This window comes from Streptomyces sp. ISL-10 (genome assembly GCF_018614575.1).
GTDB lineage: Bacteria > Actinomycetota > Actinomycetes > Streptomycetales > Streptomycetaceae > Streptomyces.
In genome coordinates this window covers 278,736-298,733 of the sequence record NZ_JAGGOJ010000010.1, presented here as the reverse complement: position 1 = coordinate 298,733, position 19,998 = coordinate 278,736, and the positions used below count along the sequence as shown (strand labels likewise).

General features: G+C 71.5%; 14 protein-coding genes. 10 read left to right on the top strand and 4 right to left on the bottom strand.

Features of this window, described 5'->3' with window-relative positions; all coding sequences use genetic code 11:
* Positions 1–22 precede the first annotated feature (22 nt).
* On the bottom strand, positions 23–2,098 hold the full coding sequence (locus J7E88_RS11770) for a neutral/alkaline ceramidase (RefSeq protein WP_215179861.1): 2,076 nt from the start codon (positions 2,096–2,098) through the stop codon (positions 23–25).
* 175 nt (positions 2,099–2,273) lie between these two features.
* Here J7E88_RS11770 and J7E88_RS11765 point away from each other — a divergent pair, with 175 nt between their 5' ends.
* The 6 genes from J7E88_RS11765 (at position 2,274) to J7E88_RS11740 (ending at position 7,069) form a co-directional block, all read left to right on the top strand.
* Positions 2,274–3,359, top strand: coding sequence for an AraC family transcriptional regulator (locus J7E88_RS11765; protein ID WP_251022460.1), 1,086 nt, complete (start codon positions 2,274–2,276; stop codon positions 3,357–3,359).
* A gap of 258 nt (positions 3,360–3,617) precedes the next feature.
* On the top strand, positions 3,618–4,073 hold the full coding sequence (locus J7E88_RS11760) for a hypothetical protein (protein WP_215179859.1): 456 nt from the start codon (positions 3,618–3,620) through the stop codon (positions 4,071–4,073).
* Between the two features lie 115 nt (positions 4,074–4,188).
* Positions 4,189–4,596 carry a phage holin family protein gene (locus J7E88_RS11755; protein ID WP_308307475.1) on the top strand — a complete coding sequence of 136 codons (408 nt, stop codon included), beginning with the start codon at positions 4,189–4,191 and terminating at the stop codon, positions 4,594–4,596.
* The gene (locus J7E88_RS11750; RefSeq protein WP_215179855.1) at positions 4,593–5,033 is read left to right on the top strand and encodes a DUF3618 domain-containing protein; all 441 of its coding nucleotides are present in this window, start codon (positions 4,593–4,595) and stop codon (positions 5,031–5,033) included. Before J7E88_RS11755 ends, J7E88_RS11750 begins: the two co-directional genes overlap by 4 nt.
* Positions 5,030–6,184 carry a YihY/virulence factor BrkB family protein gene (locus tag J7E88_RS11745; RefSeq protein ID WP_251022459.1) on the top strand — a complete coding sequence of 385 codons (1,155 nt, stop codon included), beginning with the start codon at positions 5,030–5,032 and terminating at the stop codon, positions 6,182–6,184. The genes J7E88_RS11750 and J7E88_RS11745 overlap by 4 nt, the downstream gene beginning before the upstream one ends.
* 72 nt (positions 6,185–6,256) lie before the next feature.
* Complete coding sequence (locus J7E88_RS11740) at positions 6,257–7,069, top strand: SDR family oxidoreductase (RefSeq protein WP_215179853.1); 813 nt, start codon at positions 6,257–6,259, stop codon at positions 7,067–7,069.
* A 17-nt stretch (positions 7,070–7,086) separates the two neighbouring features.
* On the opposite strand, the gene J7E88_RS11735 is transcribed toward J7E88_RS11740, so the two are convergent.
* Both J7E88_RS11735 and J7E88_RS11730 read right to left on the bottom strand, forming a co-directional pair.
* Entirely contained in the window at positions 7,087–8,925 is a 1,839-nt protein-coding gene (locus J7E88_RS11735; RefSeq protein WP_215180178.1) for a SpoIIE family protein phosphatase, read from the bottom strand.
* Between the two features lie 683 nt (positions 8,926–9,608).
* Positions 9,609–10,496 carry an FUSC family protein gene (locus J7E88_RS11730; protein WP_308307474.1) on the bottom strand — a complete coding sequence of 296 codons (888 nt, stop codon included), beginning with the start codon at positions 10,494–10,496 and terminating at the stop codon, positions 9,609–9,611.
* 198 nt (positions 10,497–10,694) lie between these two features.
* On the opposite strand from J7E88_RS11730, the gene J7E88_RS11725 reads away from it, so the two are divergent.
* Together J7E88_RS11725 and J7E88_RS11720 are read left to right on the top strand one after the other, a co-directional pair.
* Entirely contained in the window at positions 10,695–11,501 is an 807-nt protein-coding gene (locus J7E88_RS11725; RefSeq protein ID WP_251022458.1) for a PP2C family serine/threonine-protein phosphatase, read from the top strand.
* Positions 11,502–11,832: 331 nt separating this feature from the next.
* The gene (locus J7E88_RS11720) at positions 11,833–14,091 is read left to right on the top strand and encodes a SpoIIE family protein phosphatase (RefSeq protein ID WP_215179847.1); all 2,259 of its coding nucleotides are present in this window, start codon (positions 11,833–11,835) and stop codon (positions 14,089–14,091) included.
* A gap of 15 nt (positions 14,092–14,106) precedes the next feature.
* Here the strand turns inward: J7E88_RS11720 and J7E88_RS11715 are convergent, their stop codons facing one another.
* Entirely contained in the window at positions 14,107–14,784 is a 678-nt protein-coding gene (locus J7E88_RS11715; protein ID WP_308307473.1) for a pyridoxamine 5'-phosphate oxidase family protein, read from the bottom strand.
* A 1,468-nt stretch (positions 14,785–16,252) separates the two neighbouring features.
* Here J7E88_RS11715 and ctaD point away from each other — a divergent pair.
* Together ctaD and J7E88_RS11705 are read left to right on the top strand one after the other, a co-directional pair.
* Positions 16,253–17,977, top strand: coding sequence for a cytochrome c oxidase subunit I (gene ctaD, locus J7E88_RS11710; RefSeq protein WP_215179843.1), 1,725 nt, complete (start codon positions 16,253–16,255; stop codon positions 17,975–17,977).
* 84 nt (positions 17,978–18,061) lie between these two features.
* Positions 18,062–19,954, top strand: coding sequence for a glycoside hydrolase family 15 protein (locus tag J7E88_RS11705; RefSeq protein WP_215179842.1), 1,893 nt, complete (start codon positions 18,062–18,064; stop codon positions 19,952–19,954).
* Positions 19,955–19,998 lie beyond the last annotated feature (44 nt).

Sequence of the window (19,998 nt, the reverse complement as noted above, 5' to 3'; positions counted from 1 at the left end):
ACCCTCCGTGGCCCGGCCCGGGTCAGCGGACCGTGAACGGCTTCGTCACGCCGGTGAACGCGGTGACCTTGCCGAACAGGCTCTTCCAGTCGCCATGGTGCACGATCCGGTAGGTCCCGGCAGCAGTCCCGGCCGCGGGCCTCCAGGTGATCACCGCCTTCGAGGTGCCGGCCACGCCGTTGATCCGCACCCAGCGGTAGGTGGTGTCCCAGTCGCCGTCGTCCCGCTCACGCACCCACTGCCGGTCCACGAGCCGCTGCACCTCAAGGAACGACCCGCCGCGGCGGAGGTTGTTCTTCGGATGACCGGTCACGAACTCCGCCGTCACCGTCTCGCCGGGCGCGTACGACCCGGCGGGCTCGGTCAGCACGTCGCCGAACGCCGTGCCCGAGGGCGGGTTGTCCATCACCACACCGGTCTGGAGTGTGATCTGGCCGTCCGACAGGTCGGGCGGTGCCGGGCCGCGGTCCGTGTCCGTGCCGTCCCTCAGCGAGGCCGCGAGCCTGCTGAACTCCTGCTGGAAGGCGCCCAGCGTGTGGCGGCCGTAGAGCGTCGACGCGCCCTCGTACTGCTGGAGGTCGTACTCCTCCGGCGTTGTCACGTACTGGCTGTAGGCGTTCGCGTAGCCCTGTATCACGACGTTCTCCACCGGCACGCCGAGCTCCTGGGCAACCGATCTGCGGATGCGCAGCCCGGAGACGATCGTGTACTCCGCCGGGCCCGCCACCAGGTAGAGCTGCCCGATCTTGACGATCTGCACCGGCAGGACCTTGGGTGTCGCCGGGACCACCGAGGAGATCAGACCCGTGGGCACCAGATTCGCCTTCGGATACTGGCAGCCCACCAGCCACTCGGGCGGTTCGATGCGGAACGGCTCCAGCAGCTTGGCGACGGGACTGTTCATGCCCTCGGTGAACCCGGGAATCGCGGGCCCGTCCTCCACGCTGCCCGCCAGGGTGGAGGCGCCGACCATCGCCGGGCAGGTGCGGTGCTCCCTGCCGTCCGGGGTGTACCTGCCGGAGACCGTCACCTCCTCCATGTTCACGAACCGCATCCGCGCGTCGACGCTGCCTGCCACCGGGGTGCGCGCGGCGTCGTGGATCTCCCGCGCCTTGGTGAACTGCCGGTCGCCGATGATCCGGGTGTTCTCGAACTCGTCCTCCGTGGGCCCCGAGCCCGGCTTGAGGTTCAGGTTCGGCGACATGTCGCCCGCGTTGGTGTTGGGGAACGCGGCGACGAAACCCTTCGTGTCGTCCAGGTAGCGCACGCCCTTCTCGTCGTGCTCCCACTCGTAGGCGGCATAACCCTTGTTGTCCGGGCTGAGGAGGGTGTTCTTGTTCGTGAGCGATGTGTTGTGGGTGGCGAACCAGCTGATCGCGCCGATGTCGCTGCCGCCCTGCCGGAATCGCAGCACCGTCATCGCCGGGTCGATCGCGCCGGGGAACGCCGCCTTGTCTGCGGCGGGGTTCCGGTCGAACGCCACCTTGGACCGGTTGACGCTCGCGTTCGTCAACTCGCCCCGGCCGAGGGCGATCGTCCCCGGCTTCAGGTCATCGTGGGCCTCCACCACCGACTCGACGATGCCGTCGACGATCGCACGGTAGGTGGCCTTCTGGAAGCCGAGCGACGCCAGGTTGTACGCGACATGGTGGGAGTGCCCGCCGGAACCGGCGTGGGTGTGGGTCGCGGACAGCAGCACGTTCCGCTCGGTGTACAGCGAGCCGTACCGCTGCTTCAACTTCGCCAGCACCCCCTGGTGCACCGACTGGAAGATCATGCCGAGATCGGCGTTGACATAGACGACCCGGCTGCCGCCGGTCCCGTCCGCGACCACGAACGCCCGTGAGCGCTGCCGCTGATGGATGCCGGTCGCCTTCTGCTCGAAACTGGAGTAGCCCATCATGCCGACCTCGGCGGCCTCACCGGTCACATCGGCGATGCCCCGGCCGACGAGATACACCGCATCGTCACCGGCCGTGCTCTGCGGCGCGGCGGCGCCGGCGGGAACGGCGCCGGGTACGGTGGCCAGGGTCAGGGCGCCGAGCGATCCGGCGAGCAGCAGGGAGACTGCCCTCGAGCGCGTTGTGGGGAACCGCATGCCTTCTCCCTCGCAGGTGTCAACAGGTGCTGTTCATCGCGGGTGTGACAGACGGTAACGGGCGGGGCGCGTCGGGGGAGAGGACCCGACCGGCCAGTAACGGGACTTCGGCGGCCACGAACCCTGTCCGCGCGCCGTCGTGATCCCTACAGTGACGGCCCGGAGGTGAGACCCCATGACACGCCCGTCAGACCCCATGACAGGCCCGTCACCGCAGGCCCGGCCGCTCGCCGACCCCCGGTACGGATCGGCGACGATCACCCCGCACCTGCTGCGCTACCTCACCCTGGTCGCCGCCGAGCGCGGACACGACCTCGGCCCCGCCCTGCGCCGGGCCGGGCTCAGCGAGGCCGCCCTGAGCGCCGTCGGCCAGCGCATCTCCTACCGGCAGGGCAGCTCGGTCATCCGGGAGGCTCTGCGCGACCTCGACGATCCCGCGCTCGGTCTCGCCGTGGGCCGCCGCCAACGCGTCACCGCCTGGGGCCTGGTGGGCTTCGGCCTGCTCGCCAGCCCGACCCTCCACGACGCGCTCGACCTCGGGGTGCGCTACCACGGCGTCACCGGCTCCATGCTCGACTACCGCACCGCGACCGTGCCCGGCGGCGCCGCGATTCTCGCCACCGCCCGCTACACCGACTCCGAACTGCGGGCGTTCCTTCTGGAGGAGGCGTTCGCCAGTGTGGTCGCCCTCGTCCGGGACTCCCTGCACGAGAAGTTCGCACCCCACACGGTCGCCGTACGCCACCCCCGCCCGCCGTACGGCGACGCCTACGAGGACTACTTCCGCTGCCGCGTCGTCTTCGACGCCCCCGACGACCGGATCGTCTTCGGCACCGACTGGCTGCGCACACCGCTGCCGGGCGCCGACGCGTACACGCTCGCGCAGGTCCTCGCCCTCCTCGACGCGGCCCGCGCACAGGGACGCGAACGCCACGACCTGGTGCAGGGCCTCGAGGTGTCCGTCGCCCGCAGCCTGCCCCATGTCCCGCCGCTCGCGCAGCAGGCGCTCGCCCTCGGCATGAGTGAGCGCACCCTGCGCCGCCGCCTGGCCGAGCACGGCACCTCCTACGAGTCGCTCGTCGACTCCGTACGCCTGGTCCGTGCCGAAGAACTGATCACGGCGAGTGATCTCCCCCTGCACAACATCGCGGGCCTGCTCGGTTTCAGCGACGCCAGGACACTGCGCCGCGCCGTGGCCCGCTGGTTCGGCACCAGCCCCTCCGCGCTGCGCGGCGCCGCCCCCGGACCGGGGCCGTCATGACCGATGCGGCCGGTGCACCCGCGGGTATTCCACCGCGACGACATCGCCGTCGTCCCCGGCTTCGGAGCGGGGTGGCACGCGCCCCGTCCGCTCAGCGCGTCCACCGCACATCTCCACGGCCGAGCGAGCGGCCCCACGGTCGGCACCCGATACGCAGAATCGGCTGATCCTTCGCATACCGTATGAACCGCTTGCGCTCACCCCAGGGCGCGGAGCGCACCGCCGGTGAACAGCAGCGAGCGTGGGGAGCGGGCGAACATGAGCACAGGCCGTCACAGCGTGGACCACGACGGACCGGATCCGCAGCATCAGCGCCCGCCGGGCGTCTGCGACACGACGGTGGACGCACTCGGAGCCCTGTCGAAGTCGCTGGAGACCACGGAACGGGCACGTGGCCACCTCTACGCGTTCCACCAGCTGACCGGCCGTGCCGACCTCGGCCTCGACGACGCCGTACGGCTGCTCCGCGAGGCCGGGCATCATCGGGAGGCCGATCTGGTCGAGCGGGAGATCCTGGGCCGCAACGTGATCCCCGGACACTGGACGTACCAGATCGTCGAGGCCTACAACGCCACCTACTACCGCCCGTTCGCCGCCGTCGAACTCGAGGTGCGCGACCGGCTCGCGGCGGGCCGGGACCACCTGTACGAGGCCGAGATGAAGGAACGCCGCCGCACCCGTCGCCACCCCGGCCACACCGCCCTGCCCGACTGACGGCGGCGGCCTCCCGGGCCTTTCCGGCACGGCGTGCGTGGCGCCATCCTTCCTGGGTACCCGGGGGTGTGCCCATTGCAGAGGACGGGCCACGACACGGAAGGCGGTGAGGACCGTGAGTCAGATCCATCGGACCAGAGCCGACGAGCCGATAGGCGCCCTGGTCTCCGACGCGTCCCAGCAGATCTCGCAACTGGTGCGCGCCGAGATGCGTCTCGCGCAGGCGGAGATGACCGAGAAGGGCAAGCGGCTGGGCGTGGGCGGCGGGCTGTTCGGCGGCGCAGGCCTCTTCGCCGTCCTGGGCCTCCAGGCCCTGAGCGCGACGGCGATCATCGCACTGGCGCTGGTCCTGCCCTGGTGGGCATCCGCGCTGATCGTCACCGGTGTCCTCTTCCTCGTCGCCGCGGTCCTCGCCGTCGCGGGCAGGAAGAACGTCAAGCAGGCGACCCCGCCAGCACCGCGGCAGACGATCGACAGCGTCAGGGCCGACATGGAGGAGATCAAGGAAAGGGCACACCGATGAGCGGCACTCCCTCCCCCGACAACACGGGCAGGCCCGGGCTGCAGGAGCTGCGGGCCCAGGTCGAACACTCCCGCGAGGAACTCGGCCGGACCGTCGAAGAACTGGCCGCGAGGACGGACGTGAAGGCGCGAGCCAAGAGGACCGCGAAGGGGGCCAGGGAACAGGTGGCGGCGAAGACCGGCCACGCGAAGGAACAGGTGGCCGCGAAGACGGAGCACGCGAAGGAACAGGTGGCCGCGAAGACGGAGCACGCGAAGGAACAGGTGGCGGCGAAGACGGAGCACGCCAGGGAACAGGTGGCGGCGAAGACGGAGCACGCGAAGGAACAGGTCAGCGCCACCGTGGGCACGCCGCGCGGTAAAGCGGCCTCGCTCGCCGCAGGGGCGGCCGTGGTCCTGTTGCTGATGATGCTGGCACGGCGCAGGAGGCACCGATGACGGCCCGCCGGGCCCGCCGTACTCATGCACCGGAGGCGGAGGGCACGCCCGCGGCCCCCGCCGCCGCACCGCGCGGCGGCGGGAGGCGCGCCGGGCGTGCCGGCCACGACCCCCGCGCCGACGAGAACGCGCGCCCTGGCCACGACCCCCGCCCGGGGGGCGACACCCTCCCGGCCGCAGACGATCGCGGGGACACTGGACCGGATGTTCCCGACAGCCCCGCGCAGCTGCCCAAGAAGTCCTGGGGACAGGTGCTGCGCCGGACCGTCAAGGAGTTCAAGGACGACGAACTCGCCGACCGGGCTGCCGCGCTGACCTACTACGGCGTGCTCGCGCTCTTCCCCGCCCTGCTCGTCCTCGTGTCCCTGCTCGGGATCGCCGGAGCGGACACCACGCAGAAGGTCGTGGACAACCTTCAGCAACTGGCCCCTGGGGCGGCACGCGACGTGATCACCAATGCGGTCACACAGCTGCAGGACAGTGCCGGCGTCGGCTCGGTCGTGGCCGTCGTCGGCCTCCTGGGAGCGCTCTGGTCGGCCTCCGGCTATGTGGCGGCCTTCATCCGCTCCTCCAACGCGGTCTACGACATGCCCGAGGGCCGGCCGGCCTGGAAGCTCCTGCCCGTGCGCCTGGCAGTGACCGTCGCGCTGATGATTTTGGCGTGCGCCAGCGCGCTGATCGTCGTCCTCAGCGGCGGCATCGCCCGGCAGGTGGGAACGGCGTTCGGCGTCGGTGACACCGCCATGACCGTGTGGTCGATCGCGAAGTGGCCGGTCCTGGTGGTGCTGGTGAGCCTGCTGATCGCCCTGCTGTACTGGGCCGCACCCAACGCCCGGGGCCGCGGCTTCTCCTGGGTCACGCCGGGCAGTTTCCTCGCCGTGGTGATCTGGCTGATCGCCTCGGCGGGCTTCGCGCTCTACGTCGCCCACTTCGGCTCGTACAACAAGACGTACGGCACCCTCGCCGGAGTGATCGTCTTCCTGGTGTGGCTGTGGATCACCAACCTCGCCATGCTGCTGGGCCTGGAGTTCGACGCCGAGATGAGCCGGCAGCGGGCCGTCGCGGGCGGACATCCGGTGGCCGAGGAGCCGTACGTCGAGCCGCGAGACACGCGCAAGTGGAGCGACGAGGAGCGACGGCGCGCGACCTGAGCCGTACCCGTACCGCTGCCCTGCCCTGCCCTGCCTGCCCCGCCACGGCCGTCGACCAGCGACGGAGGAGCCATGAGCACTCACCAGGAACGTCAGCCCGCCCCGGTCGCCATCGTGACGGGCGCCGACTCCGGTATCGGCCGTGCCACCGCGGTCCGTCTCGCCGCGGCGGGCATGGACATCGGCATCACCTTCCACACCGACCGCAAGGGCGGGGAGGCGACGGCGGACGAGGTACGCGCCCACGGCCGCAAGGCGGTCGTGGCACAGATGGACCTGACCCGACTACCCGACGCCGCCGGGGTGGTGGACGAGCTGGCCGACGAACTCGGCCGCGTCGACGTGCTCGTCAACAACGCGGGAACAGGAACCGCCGTCCCCTTCCTGGAACTCGACCTGGACACCGTGCGCCAGGTCGTCGACGTCGACCTCGTGGGACCCTTCCTGTGCAGTCAGCGGGCCGCACGCCGGATGATCGCCCAGGGCGACGGCGGCCGGATCGTGAACGTCACCTCCGTCCACGAGCACCAGCCCCGCGTGGGAGCCGCGCCCTACTGCGCGGCCAAGGGCGGCCTCGGCCTGCTGACCCAGGTCATGGCGCTCGAACTGGCCGAGCACGGCATCACGGTGAACGCCGTCGCTCCCGGCGAGATCGCGACACCCATGACCGGCCAGGAGGACGCCGACGTGCTCCGTGCCGAGCGGCCCGGCATCCCGCTGCGCCGCCCGGGCGACGCCCGCGAGGTGGCCGCGGTCATCGCGTTCCTCGCCGGCGCGGACGCAACGTACGTCACCGGAGCGTCGTGGGCGGTCGACGGCGGCATGCTCCGCATGGGGCCGATGGCGGGCTCCCACCTGAGGGAGGACGACTGGCGGCGGCCGTAGCCGCGCGCCCGGGCGCATCAGGGCTCCCGTCGGACCTCGTCGTCGGCGTTCCGCACCGGTGTGTACTCGACGCGGGAGCCGGGAGCGGCCCGGTCGTCGGCGGCCGGGCTGTGCGCCGGGTGCGGGGGCTGCGGTTCCTCGTCTTCAGCGCCCTCTCCCGCGGAGGGCAGACGCAGGGCGAGCAGGGCGACGTCGTCGCCGCTCGGGTCGATCCGGGAGAGCAACTCGTCGCAGAAGTCCTCCACCTCACGGCGCGCCAGCGCGGACGCGTGCCGTCGCAGCAGCGCGAGCCCCGTGTCGATGGGCCGTGAGCGGCTCTCGACCAGCCCGTCGGTGTACAGCAGCAGCGTGGATCGCGGCGGCAGTTCCACCCGGGCGTCGGGCCAGTTCAGGCCGAGGTGCAGGGCGGACGTCATCCCCAGCAGGGGCCCGTGCCCCTCCTCCAGGAAACGGGCGTGACCGTCGTCGGTCACCAGCAACGGAGGCGGATGGCCCGCGTTGACCCAGTGCATCCGCCAGGGCCCTCCCGGTGGGCCCTCGATGCGGGCGAGGATCGCGGTCGCCATCGGGGCGTCACTGGTGTGCGTCATGGCCTCGTCGAGGCGGCGCATGATGAGACTGGGCGGCTCCTGCCGGTCCCACGCAAGCGCCCGCAGCATGTTGCGGACCTCGGCCATGTGCGCAGCCGCCTGGAGATCGTGCCCGGCGACGTCGCCGATGACCATGGTGGTGACCCCGTCGGCGAGGAGGAAGGAGTCGTACCAGTCGCCGCCGATCTCCGCGGCACTCTGGGCGGGCCGGTAACGGGCGGCCATCCGCAGCCGGTTGATCTGCGGCAGTGGGGTGAGCAGCTGACGCTGCATGGTCTCGGCGACATGGCGCTGCTGGTAGAACAGCAGGGCGTTGTCCATGACCAGCCCGGCCCGGCGGCCGATGTCGGCCAGTACCAACACATCCGCCTCGGTGTACGCCGGAGAGCCGGCCGTGCGTGCGACGGTGAGCGCACCGTAGACCTTGCGGCGCGTGTACAGCGGCACCACGACGGCCGAGTGCCCGCCGAGGTGGTCGAACAGCTCCCGGTGCGCCTGCGCGAAGGGAGAATCCGGTTGACCGGCCAGGTCTGCGGCATCCAGCAGGACGTTTTCCGCATGGCGCAGGACCCGCGACAGCACCCCGGCAGACCTCGTGGGCAGCGGCGGCAGTGGCCCCTCCAGTGACTGCGCGGCCTCGTGGTCGTGCCAGCTGTGGACGGCCAGGCGCTGCACCTCCTGGGTCCCTTCCGGCTGGATCAGATCCGCAGCGGCCCAGTCCGCGAGTTCGGGCACCAGCAGCCGCACGAGCCGCCGCAGCATCTCGGGGATGTCCAAGGTGGAGACGAGAACGGTGGAGATGCCTGCCACGGTGCTCATCCGACCGGTCAGCTCCTCCAGCGCCGCCAGATGGGCGGCCGTCCGTTCGGCGGTCTCCCGGTGCAGGGTGAAGTCGTGAAAGACGATCACGGCACCGGCGACCCGGTCGTCCTGCATCAGCGCCGTGGCCGCCCAGATGATCGGTGTCACGGTGCCGTCCGCCCGCAGGTAATAGTCGTTGCTCCCCTCGGCGGGCCGCCCGTCGGCCAGCACTTCGAGAACCCGGCACTCCTCGCGGGGGACGGGCCTGCCGTCCGCATCGCGGTGGAGCAGGTCGTGCAGATCGTGCCCCCGCGTCTCGTCCTCGGACCGCCCCAGGATCCGCTGCGCCCAGGGATTGGCCGCCGTGACACGGCCCTCGGCATCCGTGACGTAGATCCCCGCGCCCAGGGCGTCGAACACGGCCTTGAGGAACGAGGGCGCCGGGAGCCGGTCCGGGCTGCTCATCGCCCTGCCGGTGCCGTCGGCGGGTGTGGTTGCACGCTTCACCGCTTTCCGGGCCACCCGGGGTCCCGGGCGGCTTGCAGGCTGACGCTTCCATGCTTCCCCGGGGCCCCGGGTTGTGCATGTGCAGGGCCCGCGTCCGGGGTGCCCGAGTTTGCGGGTGCGGGGCTGTGGTGCGTGGGTGCCCGGTGGGCGCTCCGACCGGCCGGTGCGGGCCGGCGTCCGCCGGGGCCGACCTGGCCGCGTCCCGGGCCCGGCCGGGTGTCCGGCGGCGTCCGGTGCGTCCGCCCGCGTGTCCGGCGCGGGGGCGGTGTGCCGGAGTGGAGTGTCCGTACGGACCCGGGCCGGCCCGGACGGCCGGGGCGGCGCAGGCCCGCGACCGGTGGGCTCCCGCTACGGGCTCTGGCCGTACCGGGGCGGACACGGCCGCGACCGATGCCCGACCGCTCGCGTAGACCTCCGGTCGGGGCAAATGCCCGCGCGGCGCGGCGCGGCTCCGCGGGTCGGCGTCCGGTCCTGCTCGGCAGCGTGCCGGGTGGGCCCGACCACTCACGTACGGCATCTGGTCGGGCCAGACGCCGGTCGGGCGCGGTGCCGTGTGATCGGGCGCGGGGTCCGCCTCGGCTGCGTGCGGGGCGGGCAGGGCTCCGCCGGAGCCCGACGCAGGCGTACGGCCTCCGGCCACCTCACGGAATCCGTACGGGGGCGCGGCCGCGACCGGTGCGCCCGTCCGGGACCGTCAGCATCGTCTCTTCCCGCGCAAGCCCTTCCAGGCCGCTGCGCCGAAGCTGCGCTCGCAGTCTCCGCGTCGCCCGGCCGACGTCGGCTTCGAGGTCCTTCGTGTGGGTCAGTGCGCCGGCAGCGGCGGCCAGGGCGTCGGCCAGCCGGTGGACGGCGGCGGTCGGCGGTCGGGGCCCGTAGGCGAGATGGACCGTGTACGCGGTGGTCGCGTCCGCGACGCGTTCCGTCGTGGTGAGCAGCGGCTGCCAGTCGCAGTCAGGGACGCCGCCGGGCCGCAGCTCGGCGGCGGCGGTCCCCGCGGCGGACCGGGCATCGGCCAGGGCCGTGTAGGCCGCCCGACGAAGTGCGAGGCGCTGCCCGGTCGGCTCTCCCGGAGCGGCGGTCAGGACGTGACGCAGGTACTGCTCGGTGCGGCGCACCGCCACCGCGGCACGATGGCGTACGCGCCGACGCGGGTCGCCCAGGCGGGGCAGATGGCCGACCAGGAGCACGATGCCGCAGGCGATCGACGTGTCGAGGAGCCGCTGGCCGGCGACCTCCGTATCCCCGCCGACGTGCACGAACGACAGGACCAGCACGGTCACGACCGCCGTCTGGAAGGCGAAATGCCGCGTGGCCACCGGCAGCAGGGCACCTGCGAAACCAGCGGTGACGACGGGCCACCACCCTCCCGCGAACAGGGAAGACGCGGCACCGAAGGCCGCCACGCCGGCGACCGTCCCGGCGAAACGGTTGACCGTACGGGAGAACAGGGGACCGAGATCCGGCTTGACCAGGAACGCGGCGGTCGCGGGCAGCCAGTACCACTGATCGGCGCGCAGCGTGAGGGCCACGACGGCGCTCGCGGTGACGCACAGGGCGACCCGCAGCCCGTCGCTCCGGCCGGCGGGGCCGAGAACACGACGCAGATACCGGCGCGCAGGCCGCAGGGGGTGCGCCCCGGCTCGGGCACGGGCGCGTCGGCAGAGGGCCGCTGTGAGCAGTCGGCAGGGGTGCCGTCGCGCCCCGCGGCGTGACAGGATCCCTGATCGATGAACGACTTGGCGTGCTGTGTGCGATGCGGCGGAACGGTGGCCCCTGACGGCTGGTGCTGGGACTGCGGAGCGGCGCAGCCGGCGTACCGCGCCCATGTGGAGATCACGGCGGGCGGCCGCGCGGCAGGAGTCAGCGACCGAGGCAGGCGCCGCGCCGTCAACGCGGATGAGATGGCACTGGACACCACCGGCACATGGACGGTCGCCGCCGTGTGCGACGGAGTGTCCATGTCGCCGCTGGCGGAGCGCGCTGCCCGGGTGGGGGCCCAAACGGGCGTGACCGTACTGGCCGCACGGCTGCACGCGGGCGCCGTGCCGGAAACCGCACTCGCCGATGCCTCCCTGCGCGCCTTTCACGCCGTCGCGGCGCTGGCCGCATCGCCGGACGCCGCCCCCGCGTGCACGTTCGTGGCGGCCGTCGCGCACCCCGACGGGATCTGGAGCGCCGGGGTCGGCGACAGCCGTGCCTACTGGCTGCCCGACGAGGGGCCGGGAGTGCTGCTCACCGAGGACGACACGGGCGAACACGAGGTGATCACCTCCTGGCTGGGGGCCGGCGCCGACGAACCCTCACCACAGGTCCATAGCAGGCGGCCGCGCGCACCGGGTCGTCTGCTGCTGTGCACCGACGGCCTGTGGCGCTGCCTGCCCGGTGCGGATGACCTGCGGGCGGTGCTCACCCGCCGCCCGCAGGCGACGGGCGGGGGCGACGAGCTGCTCGAAGAAGCCCGTTCGCTGGTCGGGCACGCCCTCGACGCGGGCGGCGACGACAACATCACGGCTCTCCTCATCCGCCACGCCTGAGAGCCCTCCCGGCCGTGCCAGGAGATGCCCGCATCCCCCGAGACCTGAAGGGCGAGCACCGACCGCACTCTCCCGCGGCACAACATCGTCGGGCCGCGCAACGCCGCCGCCGGTGGCACCGGTCCCCGGCGCGCCCCTCAGGCCCTCGCGCCGGCGAGCCATCGCGCAGCAGACCATGCAGACCAGCACCAGTTCCCAGGGCGGCGCGAGGGACACGCCCCGTGCGCCTCGTCATTTTGAGCCTCACCGGTCAGGGAGCATTCTGGGATCAGAGCCGTGAACGGGTCCGCGGTTCGGCGGTCCGAGCGGCGCAGGACGAAGTGGTGGGCCCATGGGCATCCGCGCGAGCGGACGGCCGGGCGCGAACGACGGAGTGCCCCGGCCACCGGCGGTGACCGGAAAACCTCCGGCACCGGCCGGATCCGGCTCGCCCCCTCCGCCCCCTTCCCATGCTTCGGGCCGCTCCGACGAGCCCGCACGCAGCCGCTCCGACGGGCCCGCACCCAACGGAAACAACGCACGGGACGGCCGGGCCCTGTCCGAACTGCCGGGCTGGATCCTGGAGCAGCTTCCGGTGCCGGTGGCGTTCTTCGACCGCCGAAGGCGCCTCGTCTCGGCCAACACGGCCGCCAGGGCCTCGATCGACAGGTCCCGCGAGGACCTGCGCGGGCTGTTGCCCGGAGAGATGGCGCCGGGCGTGCTGCTCGAGGGCGCCGAGGGCCTCGACGCGGCTGTCGCGGAGGTGCTGGGAACCGGAGAGCCCAGGACGTACGAGACGCGCCTGCTGCCCGGGGACGGTGACCACGCGTGGGTGGCCGTGCTGTCCCCGGTGAAGGACCGCACGGGCGCGGTGCAGGGCGTCTGCGTGGTGACCATCGACACCACCGAGCAGTTCTGGGCGCGACGCCGCATGGCCGTGCTGAATGAGGCGAGCATGCGCATCGGCAGCACGCTGGACCTGCGCCGCACCGCCGAGGAAATGGTCGAGCTGGCCACCGAGAGCTTCGCCGACTTCGCCACCGTGGACCTGCTGGCGGGTGTCATGGAGGGCGAGGAGGCGAGGCCGGCCACGGGCGGCGACGCCCTCGTCTTCCGCCGCGTGGCCCAGAGCTCGGTCCTGGAGGGCTGCCCCGAGTCGGTCGTACCGCTGGGGGAGCGCCATACCTGCGCCCGCGACTCGGCACTCGGCCGCGCCCTGGTGGAGGGCGAGGCGGCACGGTACGTGATCGACGGCGACGCCCTGCGGCGGTGGTGGGCGGCCGATCCCGCACAGGCCCGGAGCATGCGTACCCATGGGATCCACTCGATGGTGGTGGCACCCCTCAAGGCGCGCGGCGCCACCCTGGGCATCGCGATCTTCTGCCGCCACCGGACCGCCGAGCGATTCGACGACAGCGATCTCCTGCTCGCGGGCGAAATCGTCTCCCGTGCCGCGGTCTGTGTGGACAACGCCCGCCGCTACACCCGCGAACACGCCACCGCCCTGGCACTCCAGCGCAGTCTGCTGCCCCGCCGGACGGCACGGCAGCACGCCGTGGACGTCGCCTCGCGTTATCTCCCGAGCGCGACGGGGGCGGGCATCGGCGGCGACTGGTTCGACGTCGTCCCGCTGTCGGGTGCCCGGGTCGCCCTGGTCGTGGGTGATGTCGTGGGCCACGGAGTCCAGGCATCGGCCACCATGGGCCGCCTGCGCACCGCCGTACGCACTCTCGCCGACGTGGACCTGGCGCCGGACGAACTGCTCACCCAGCTCGACGACCTCGTCCTCAAGCTGGATCGCGAGGAGGCGCAGGACAGCGGGAGCACATCGTCCGTCGTCGGGGCGACATGCCTGTACGCGGCGTACGACCCCGTCTCGGGGCGGTGTTCGATTGCCAGGGCCGGGCACCCCGAACCCGTACTCGTCCGCCCCGACGGCTCCGCCGTGCTCCTCGGTGTGCCGGCCGGACCGCCTCTCGGCGTGGGCGGCCTGCCGTTCGAGGTGGTCGAATTCGAGATCCCCGAGGGCAGCCTGCTGGCCCTGTACACCAACGGTCTCATCGAACTGCCCGGCCGCGACATCGATGCCGCGCTCGACGTCCTGCGCGACACCCTCGCCCACTCCGAGCCGTCCTTGGAGGACACCTGCGACACCGTCGTACGGGCCCTCCTGAGCGACCGGAGGCCCGACGACGACGTCGCACTCCTCCTTGCCCGCACCCGCCGGCTCGGCCCGGCCCACTACGCCACCTGGGACCTGCCCGCCGACCCGGCCGTCGTCGCCACGGCCCGCAAATACGCCTCCGCGCAACTGGAGACTTGGGGCTTCGGCGACGCCATCTTCACGACCGAACTGGTCGTGAGCGAACTCGTCACCAACGCCATCCGCTACGGCGGCGGTCCCATCCAGCTGCACCTGATCCGGGACACGGCGCTCGTGTGCGAGGTGTCCGACGGCAGCAGCACCGCGCCGCATCTGCGCCGCGCCCGGATCCTCGAGGAGGGTGGCCGCGGGCTCATGCTGGTCGCGAGCGTCACCGAGTGCTGGGGCACCCGCTACGGCCCGACCGGCAAGACGATCTGGGCCGAGCAGCCCCTGCCGGAGACATGACCACGGCGGCAGCCGTCAGGGAGTCGTCCTCACATGGTCCCGGGCGGGCTCGGCGCCGAAGTCGCGGTCGGGGACCAGAGCGCAGGCCGGCGGCGCCGAGGGGCGTGGGGCGACGAAGTACTCGGCGTCCTTGGGGCGGTGGTCCGCGGAGAGTCGCGGGCGCTGGGCCGGTTCGAGGTGCGGGATGTGCTTCGAGCAGTGCACGTACGCCTCTTCCACGACGAGGTGGACCCACAGGTCGGGGCGGCGTCCGGGAGCCGTGTCGACAGGGAGGTGCGGATGGTCCCGCCTTTGCTCGTCGTCGGTACGCAGCAGCGCCGTTCCGTTGACGTGCAGGCCGATGTGATGGTGGGTGAAGTCGATGAACAAAAGCCCCAGATGCGGATTCTCCGTGATGTTCCCAGCGCTCGCGAGGACACCGTTTCCCCGGTACTCGGGGTAGGTCAGGGTCCGTTGGTCCAGGTCGACGACGAAACCCGGCGGGCCGGCACGGAAGCTGGCGTCGCACTCTCCCCCGGCATCGGCCGTGGAGATGAAGACCATGCTCTGGCGTCGTATGAAGTCCCGCATTTGGGGCGTGAGCTGGGGCTGTACCTGACGGCCGTAGAATCCGGCGGCCCGTTCCGCGCTGCCGAGGTGGTTCTGCAGCAGACGCTCGCCGGCGGATCCGAAGGTGCCGCTGTGAGGTGTCACGGGGGGTCGTCCTCTTCCTGTGGGGCCGTGTGGAACCGGTGGTGCCTGTGCGTCGGATTCCGTTGGGTCGGACCCGACCATGAGGGCCACTATGGTGCCCGGTCCGGGCTCTGGGAAGGCGTCGAAGCCGTCGTGCAGTTGTGAAGATCCACTGATCATGGTGGCGCGGGACGCCGCTCACCGGCCCGCCCAGGGCGAACGCACTGCTCGGCGCGGACGGCGGACGGCGGACGGTGTGACGCCTGTGCGGCGGGTCGGCCGAGTTCGCGGCAGGTGATGCCGAACCGTCCCGACCGGTCGAGCTCGTACACCGGACGGGTGTAACCCGGGCGGCCTCGAACCGGGCGCGTGCCCGAGCCGCTGCATCACCTCACCGCGGCCGCGTTGTGGTCGGAGACGTCGACGGCGACGGCGGCCGGAAGCGGTGGCCGCGCGCGCGTGGACCAGCGCCCCGCCACCTCCGGATCGGAGGCGTGGAGAGGGCCGATGCGCGAGGTGCCGCGGCACGGACGGCCGACAGCGAGCCCTCCGGCTCGCCCCGAGCCCTGCGTCGTCGGTGGTGCGGCCGGGCAGACCGGCTGCGACGCGCAGCGACGACAGCGGGATCACGTCGAACCAGTCGCCGCCCACGCTGGCGGTCCCCTCCGCCGCGAGGTAGGCGCCCGCCGTCGCCGTCGCCGTCGCCGTCGCCGTCGCCGTCGCCGCCGCCGTGTCCGTGTTCGCCCGCGGAAGCAGGCTGTGCCGGAGCGTGACGGCCGTACGGTGCTCACGGTGAAGCGCCGGCCGTTGTCCCCCGGCCGGCCCGGCTGGCGATCTCCAGCATCAGCCGCTTGTCCGCCCCGACGAAGGGCCGCGGGTTCGGGTGCGGGCCACCCTCACGTATCCGACGGCGACGCCGCGGGCGAGTAGTGGAGCGGTCAGGGACGGCCGCATGCCCGGCGGCACATACAGCGCGACGAGTCGGGGTCGTCGCCGAGCAGCGCCGACGCCTGCCCGGGGGTGTGGGAGACGATGGGCCGCCGCGGCCCTCGCCGGGAACTTCCGAGCGCCGACGGGTGCGCCGGTCCGGCGGGACGTCCCGTACGCCTGGTACGCCCCGGCCCGGCGCGGCTGCCCTACCGGTTCGCCCACCCTGCACGCGGGCCGCGAGCGGATCACGGCATGTGGAGCCGCTGGTGGATCGTCGCTGCGGCGCGGCTCAGGAGACCCGCCTCCCAGGGGAAGGCCATCAACGCGCCGAGCGGGTGCGCATCATCGTCCTGCGGTCATGTGCCGTGACTCCTCGACGGTGCGGATCCTGAAGGGGCCCCGCCCGAGGGCCCGGACCAGCGGCACAACGGTCACTCTTACGCGCCGCCGTTTCGTCGGGCGCCACCCGGTGAGCAGGGGGTAGTCAGGAGACGGCACACCGGGCCCGGCCACCGTCCGGTGGGCCGTGCTCTGCCGAGCCTGACACGGAAGGGTTTCCATGGCGACGCCGACCGAGCAGCCCGTCACACCGCTACCGGTTCCGCACCGCGGACGGGGCGCCGTGGTGATCTCCTGGATCACCACCACGGACCACAAGAAGGTCGGACACCTGTACCTGATCGCGTCGTTCCTCTTCTTCGTCGTCGGCGGTGTGATGGCGATGCTGCTCCGGGCGGAGTTGGCGCGGCCCGGCCTCCAGATCATCAGCAGCGAGCAGTACAACCAGATGTTCACGATGCACGGCACGATCATGCTGCTGCTGTTCGCCACCCCGACGTTCGCCGGATTCGCCAACGCCGTCATGCCGTTGCAGATCGGCTCGCCGGACGTCGCGTTCCCCCGTCTCAACATGTTCTCCTTCTGGCTGTTCCTCTTCGGCGGCCTGATCGTGCTGGGCAGTCTCCTGACACCACAGGGCGCGGCGGATTTCGGATGGACCGCGTACACCCCGCTCAGCGGAGGCGTACGCGCGCCGTTCGTGGGCGGAGACATGTGGATCATGGGGCTCGCGCTGGCCGGGTTCGGCACGATCCTCGGCGCGGTCAACTTCGTCACCACGATCATCTGCCTGCGGGGACCCGGCATGACCATGTTCCGGATGCCGATCTTCACCTGGAACGTGCTGTTCACCTCGGTGCTCGTCCTGATGGCGTTCCCGGTCCTCGCGGCCGCTCTGCTGGTCCTGGAGGCCGACCGCCGCTTCGGCGCGCAGGTGTTCAGTCCGGAGAACGGCGGCGCGCTGCTGTGGCAGCACCTGTTCTGGTTCTTCGGTCATCCGGAGGTCTACATCATCGCGCTGCCGTTCTTCGGCATCGTCACCGAGATCATCCCGGTGTTCTCGCGCAAGCCGATCTTCGGCTATGTCGGGCTCGTCGGCGCCACCATCGCCATCACGGGTCTGTCGGTGGTGGTGTGGGCCCACCACATGTTCGCGACAGGTGCCGTCCTGTTGCCGTTCTTCTCGTTCATGACCTTCCTGATCGCCGTGCCGACAGGGGTCAAGTTCTTCAACTGGATCGGCACGATGTGGACCGGGTCCCTGTCCTTCGAGACGCCGATGCTGTGGTCGATCGGCTTTCTCGTGACCTTCCTCTTCGGCGGTCTCACCGGCATCATCCTGGCGTCACCACCGATGGATTTCCACGTCACCGATACCTACTTCGTGGTGGCGCACTTCCACTACGTCGTCTTCGGCACGGTCGTGTTCGCGATGTTCGCCGGCTTCCACTTCTGGTGGCCGAAGATGACCGGCACCATGCTCGACGAACGCCTCGGCAAGATCCATTTCTGGACCCTGTTCGTCGGATTCCACACCACCTTCCTGGTCCAGCACTGGCTCGCTGCCGAAGGCATGCCCCGCCGCTACGCCGACTACCTCGCCGCCGACGGCTTCACCGCGCTCAACACCCTGTCCTCCATCGGAGCCTTCCTGCTGGGCATCTCGACACTGCCGTTCCTCTACAACGTGTGGAAGACCGCCAAAATCGGCAAACGCGTCGACGTCGACGACCCCTGGGGCTACGGGCGCTCCCTGGAGTGGGCCACCTCGTGCCCGCCGCCCCGCCACAACTTCGTCGCACTGCCGAGGATCCGCTCCGAATCGCCTGCCTTCGACCTGCACCATCCCGCCCTCGCACGGCTCGACGAGGCACGGTCACAAGGCCGCCGCGATGCGGTGGAACCGGGCAAGGGAATCGAAAAACCGATGCAGGGCGAGGACTGACACGGCGCAGCCGACCGAGTACCCGACGGGCGCGGCTCGCCGTCGCCGACGCCCGGTCCTAGACTGAGACGCGGGTGTCCTGCGATGTCACGGGAGGCTCGTGTGGCTGCCGAGACTGCGAGTTGCCGCCCCAGCAGGGCGAACGCCCCGCGCTATCTCCCCATTGCCGAGCACGGTCTGATCGGCGACCTGCGCAGCAGCGCGCTCGTCGGCACGGACGGCACCATCGACTGGTACTGCTGTACCCGCTTCGACGCCCCCAGCGTCTTCGCGTCGATCCTCGATGCCGACCGCGGAGGCTCGTTCGCCCTCGCCCCTGACGTGCCGGTGCGCACGAAGCAGTTCTACTTCCCCGACACCAACATTCTGATCACCCGCTTCTACGCGGACGACGGCGTCGGCGAGGTCCAGGACTTCATGCCCGTCGTCGACGACTCGCGGGAGGCGGACCGGCACCGGCTGATCCGACGGGTGCTCTGCGTCCGCGGTTCGCTGCCGTTCACCGCGAGGGTGGCGCCCCGGTTCGACTACGGCAGGCGCGACCACTCGGTGAGCACCCGCTGCGGCCAGACCCTCTTCGACTCGCCGGACCTCTCTCTGGCCCTGACATCCACGGTGCCGGTCGAGATCGACGGCCGCGACGCCTGCTGCTCGTTCAAACTCGTCGAGGGCGAGACCGCCGTCTTCGCGCTCGACCGGATCGGCGGCGCCGTACAGCCCCGGCCCTGCGCGCAGACCGAGGCGGAGGACCTGTTCGACGCCACCGTGCGGTACTGGCGCGGCTGGCTGTCCCGGTCGCGCTACCGCGGCCGCTGGCGGGAGATGGTGCACCGCTCCGCGCTCACCCTCAAGCTCCTCACCTACGCGCCGACCGGCGCGATCGTGGCGGCGCCCACGACCAGCCTGCCGGAACAGATCGGCGGCGAGCGCAACTGGGACTACCGCTACGTATGGGTCCGCGACGCCGCCTTCTGCATCTACGCACTCCTCAGGCTGGGCTTCACCGACGAAGCCGAGGCCTTCGTCAGCTTCCTCTCCGAGAAAGCCGCCGCCCCGGGAGGCACGGACGGCAGCGGCGGCACGGGAGGCACGGACGGCACGAGCGGCCGGCTGCAGATCATGTACGGCATCGACGGCCGGCGGGACCTCCCCGAGGAGGAACTCACGCACCTCGAAGGCCACGAGGGCTCTGCCCCGGTCCGTATCGGCAACGACGCCGTCGGCCAGCTCCAACTGGACATCTACGGTGCCCTCATCGACTGCCTGTACCTCTACGACAAGTGGGGGCAGCCGTTGTCCAGCGCCCACTGGGACACCGTCGTGGACCTGGTCGACTGGGTCTGCGAGAACTGGGACCAGCCGGACGAGGGCGTGTGGGAGACCCGCGGCGGACGCAAGAAGTTCCTGTACTCGCAGCTGATGTGCTGGGTGGCGATCGAACGCGCGATGAGGATCGCGAGAGGCCGCGGCCTGCCCGCTGACATGGCTCGCTGGGCGCACGCCCGCGACACGATCTACCGGCGGATCATGGACCGCGGGTGGTCGGCACGACGGAACGCGTTCGTCCAGCACGAGGGCGAGGACGTCCTCGACGCGGCCGTCCTGATGATGCCGCTGGCCAAGTTCATCTCACCGACGGACCCCAAATGGCTGTCCACCCTCGACGCGCTGGGGGAGGACCTGGTCTCCGACTCCCTGGTGTACCGCTACGACCCTCAGGCCAGCCCCGACGGACTGCGCGGGGAGGAGGGCACGTTCTCGATCTGCTCCTTCTGGTACGTCGAGGCGCTCGCCCGCGCCGGACGCCTGGACGAGGCCCGGCTTGCCTTCGAGAAGATGCTCACCTACGCCAACCACGTCGGTCTGTACGCCGAGGAGATCGGCCGGACCGGCGAACAGACCGGCAACTTCCCGCAGGCCTTCACACATCTGGCGCTCATCAGCGCGGCGTTCAACCTCGACCGGGCCCTCGGCTGACTCCTTCCCCGCCGGGCACTGCACGCCGGGAGGACTTCCCTGCC

Coding starts and splice junctions, on each gene's coding strand:
- J7E88_RS11735 (WP_215180178.1), bottom strand. CDS start 8,925: ATGAGCAGCCCGGACCGGCTCCCGGCGCCCTCGTTCCTCAAGGCCGTG.
- J7E88_RS11705 (WP_215179842.1), top strand. CDS start 18,062: ATGTCACGGGAGGCTCGTGTGGCTGCCGAGACTGCGAGTTGCCGCCCC.
- ctaD (WP_215179843.1), top strand. CDS start 16,253: ATGGCGACGCCGACCGAGCAGCCCGTCACACCGCTACCGGTTCCGCAC.
- J7E88_RS11745 (WP_251022459.1), top strand. CDS start 5,030: ATGACGGCCCGCCGGGCCCGCCGTACTCATGCACCGGAGGCGGAGGGC.
- J7E88_RS11765 (WP_251022460.1), top strand. CDS start 2,274: ATGACACGCCCGTCAGACCCCATGACAGGCCCGTCACCGCAGGCCCGG.
- J7E88_RS11750 (WP_215179855.1), top strand. CDS start 4,593: ATGAGCGGCACTCCCTCCCCCGACAACACGGGCAGGCCCGGGCTGCAG.
- J7E88_RS11720 (WP_215179847.1), top strand. CDS start 11,833: ATGGGCATCCGCGCGAGCGGACGGCCGGGCGCGAACGACGGAGTGCCC.
- J7E88_RS11740 (WP_215179853.1), top strand. CDS start 6,257: ATGAGCACTCACCAGGAACGTCAGCCCGCCCCGGTCGCCATCGTGACG.
- J7E88_RS11760 (WP_215179859.1), top strand. CDS start 3,618: ATGAGCACAGGCCGTCACAGCGTGGACCACGACGGACCGGATCCGCAG.
- J7E88_RS11725 (WP_251022458.1), top strand. CDS start 10,695: ATGAACGACTTGGCGTGCTGTGTGCGATGCGGCGGAACGGTGGCCCCT.
- J7E88_RS11770 (WP_215179861.1), bottom strand. CDS start 2,098: ATGCGGTTCCCCACAACGCGCTCGAGGGCAGTCTCCCTGCTGCTCGCC.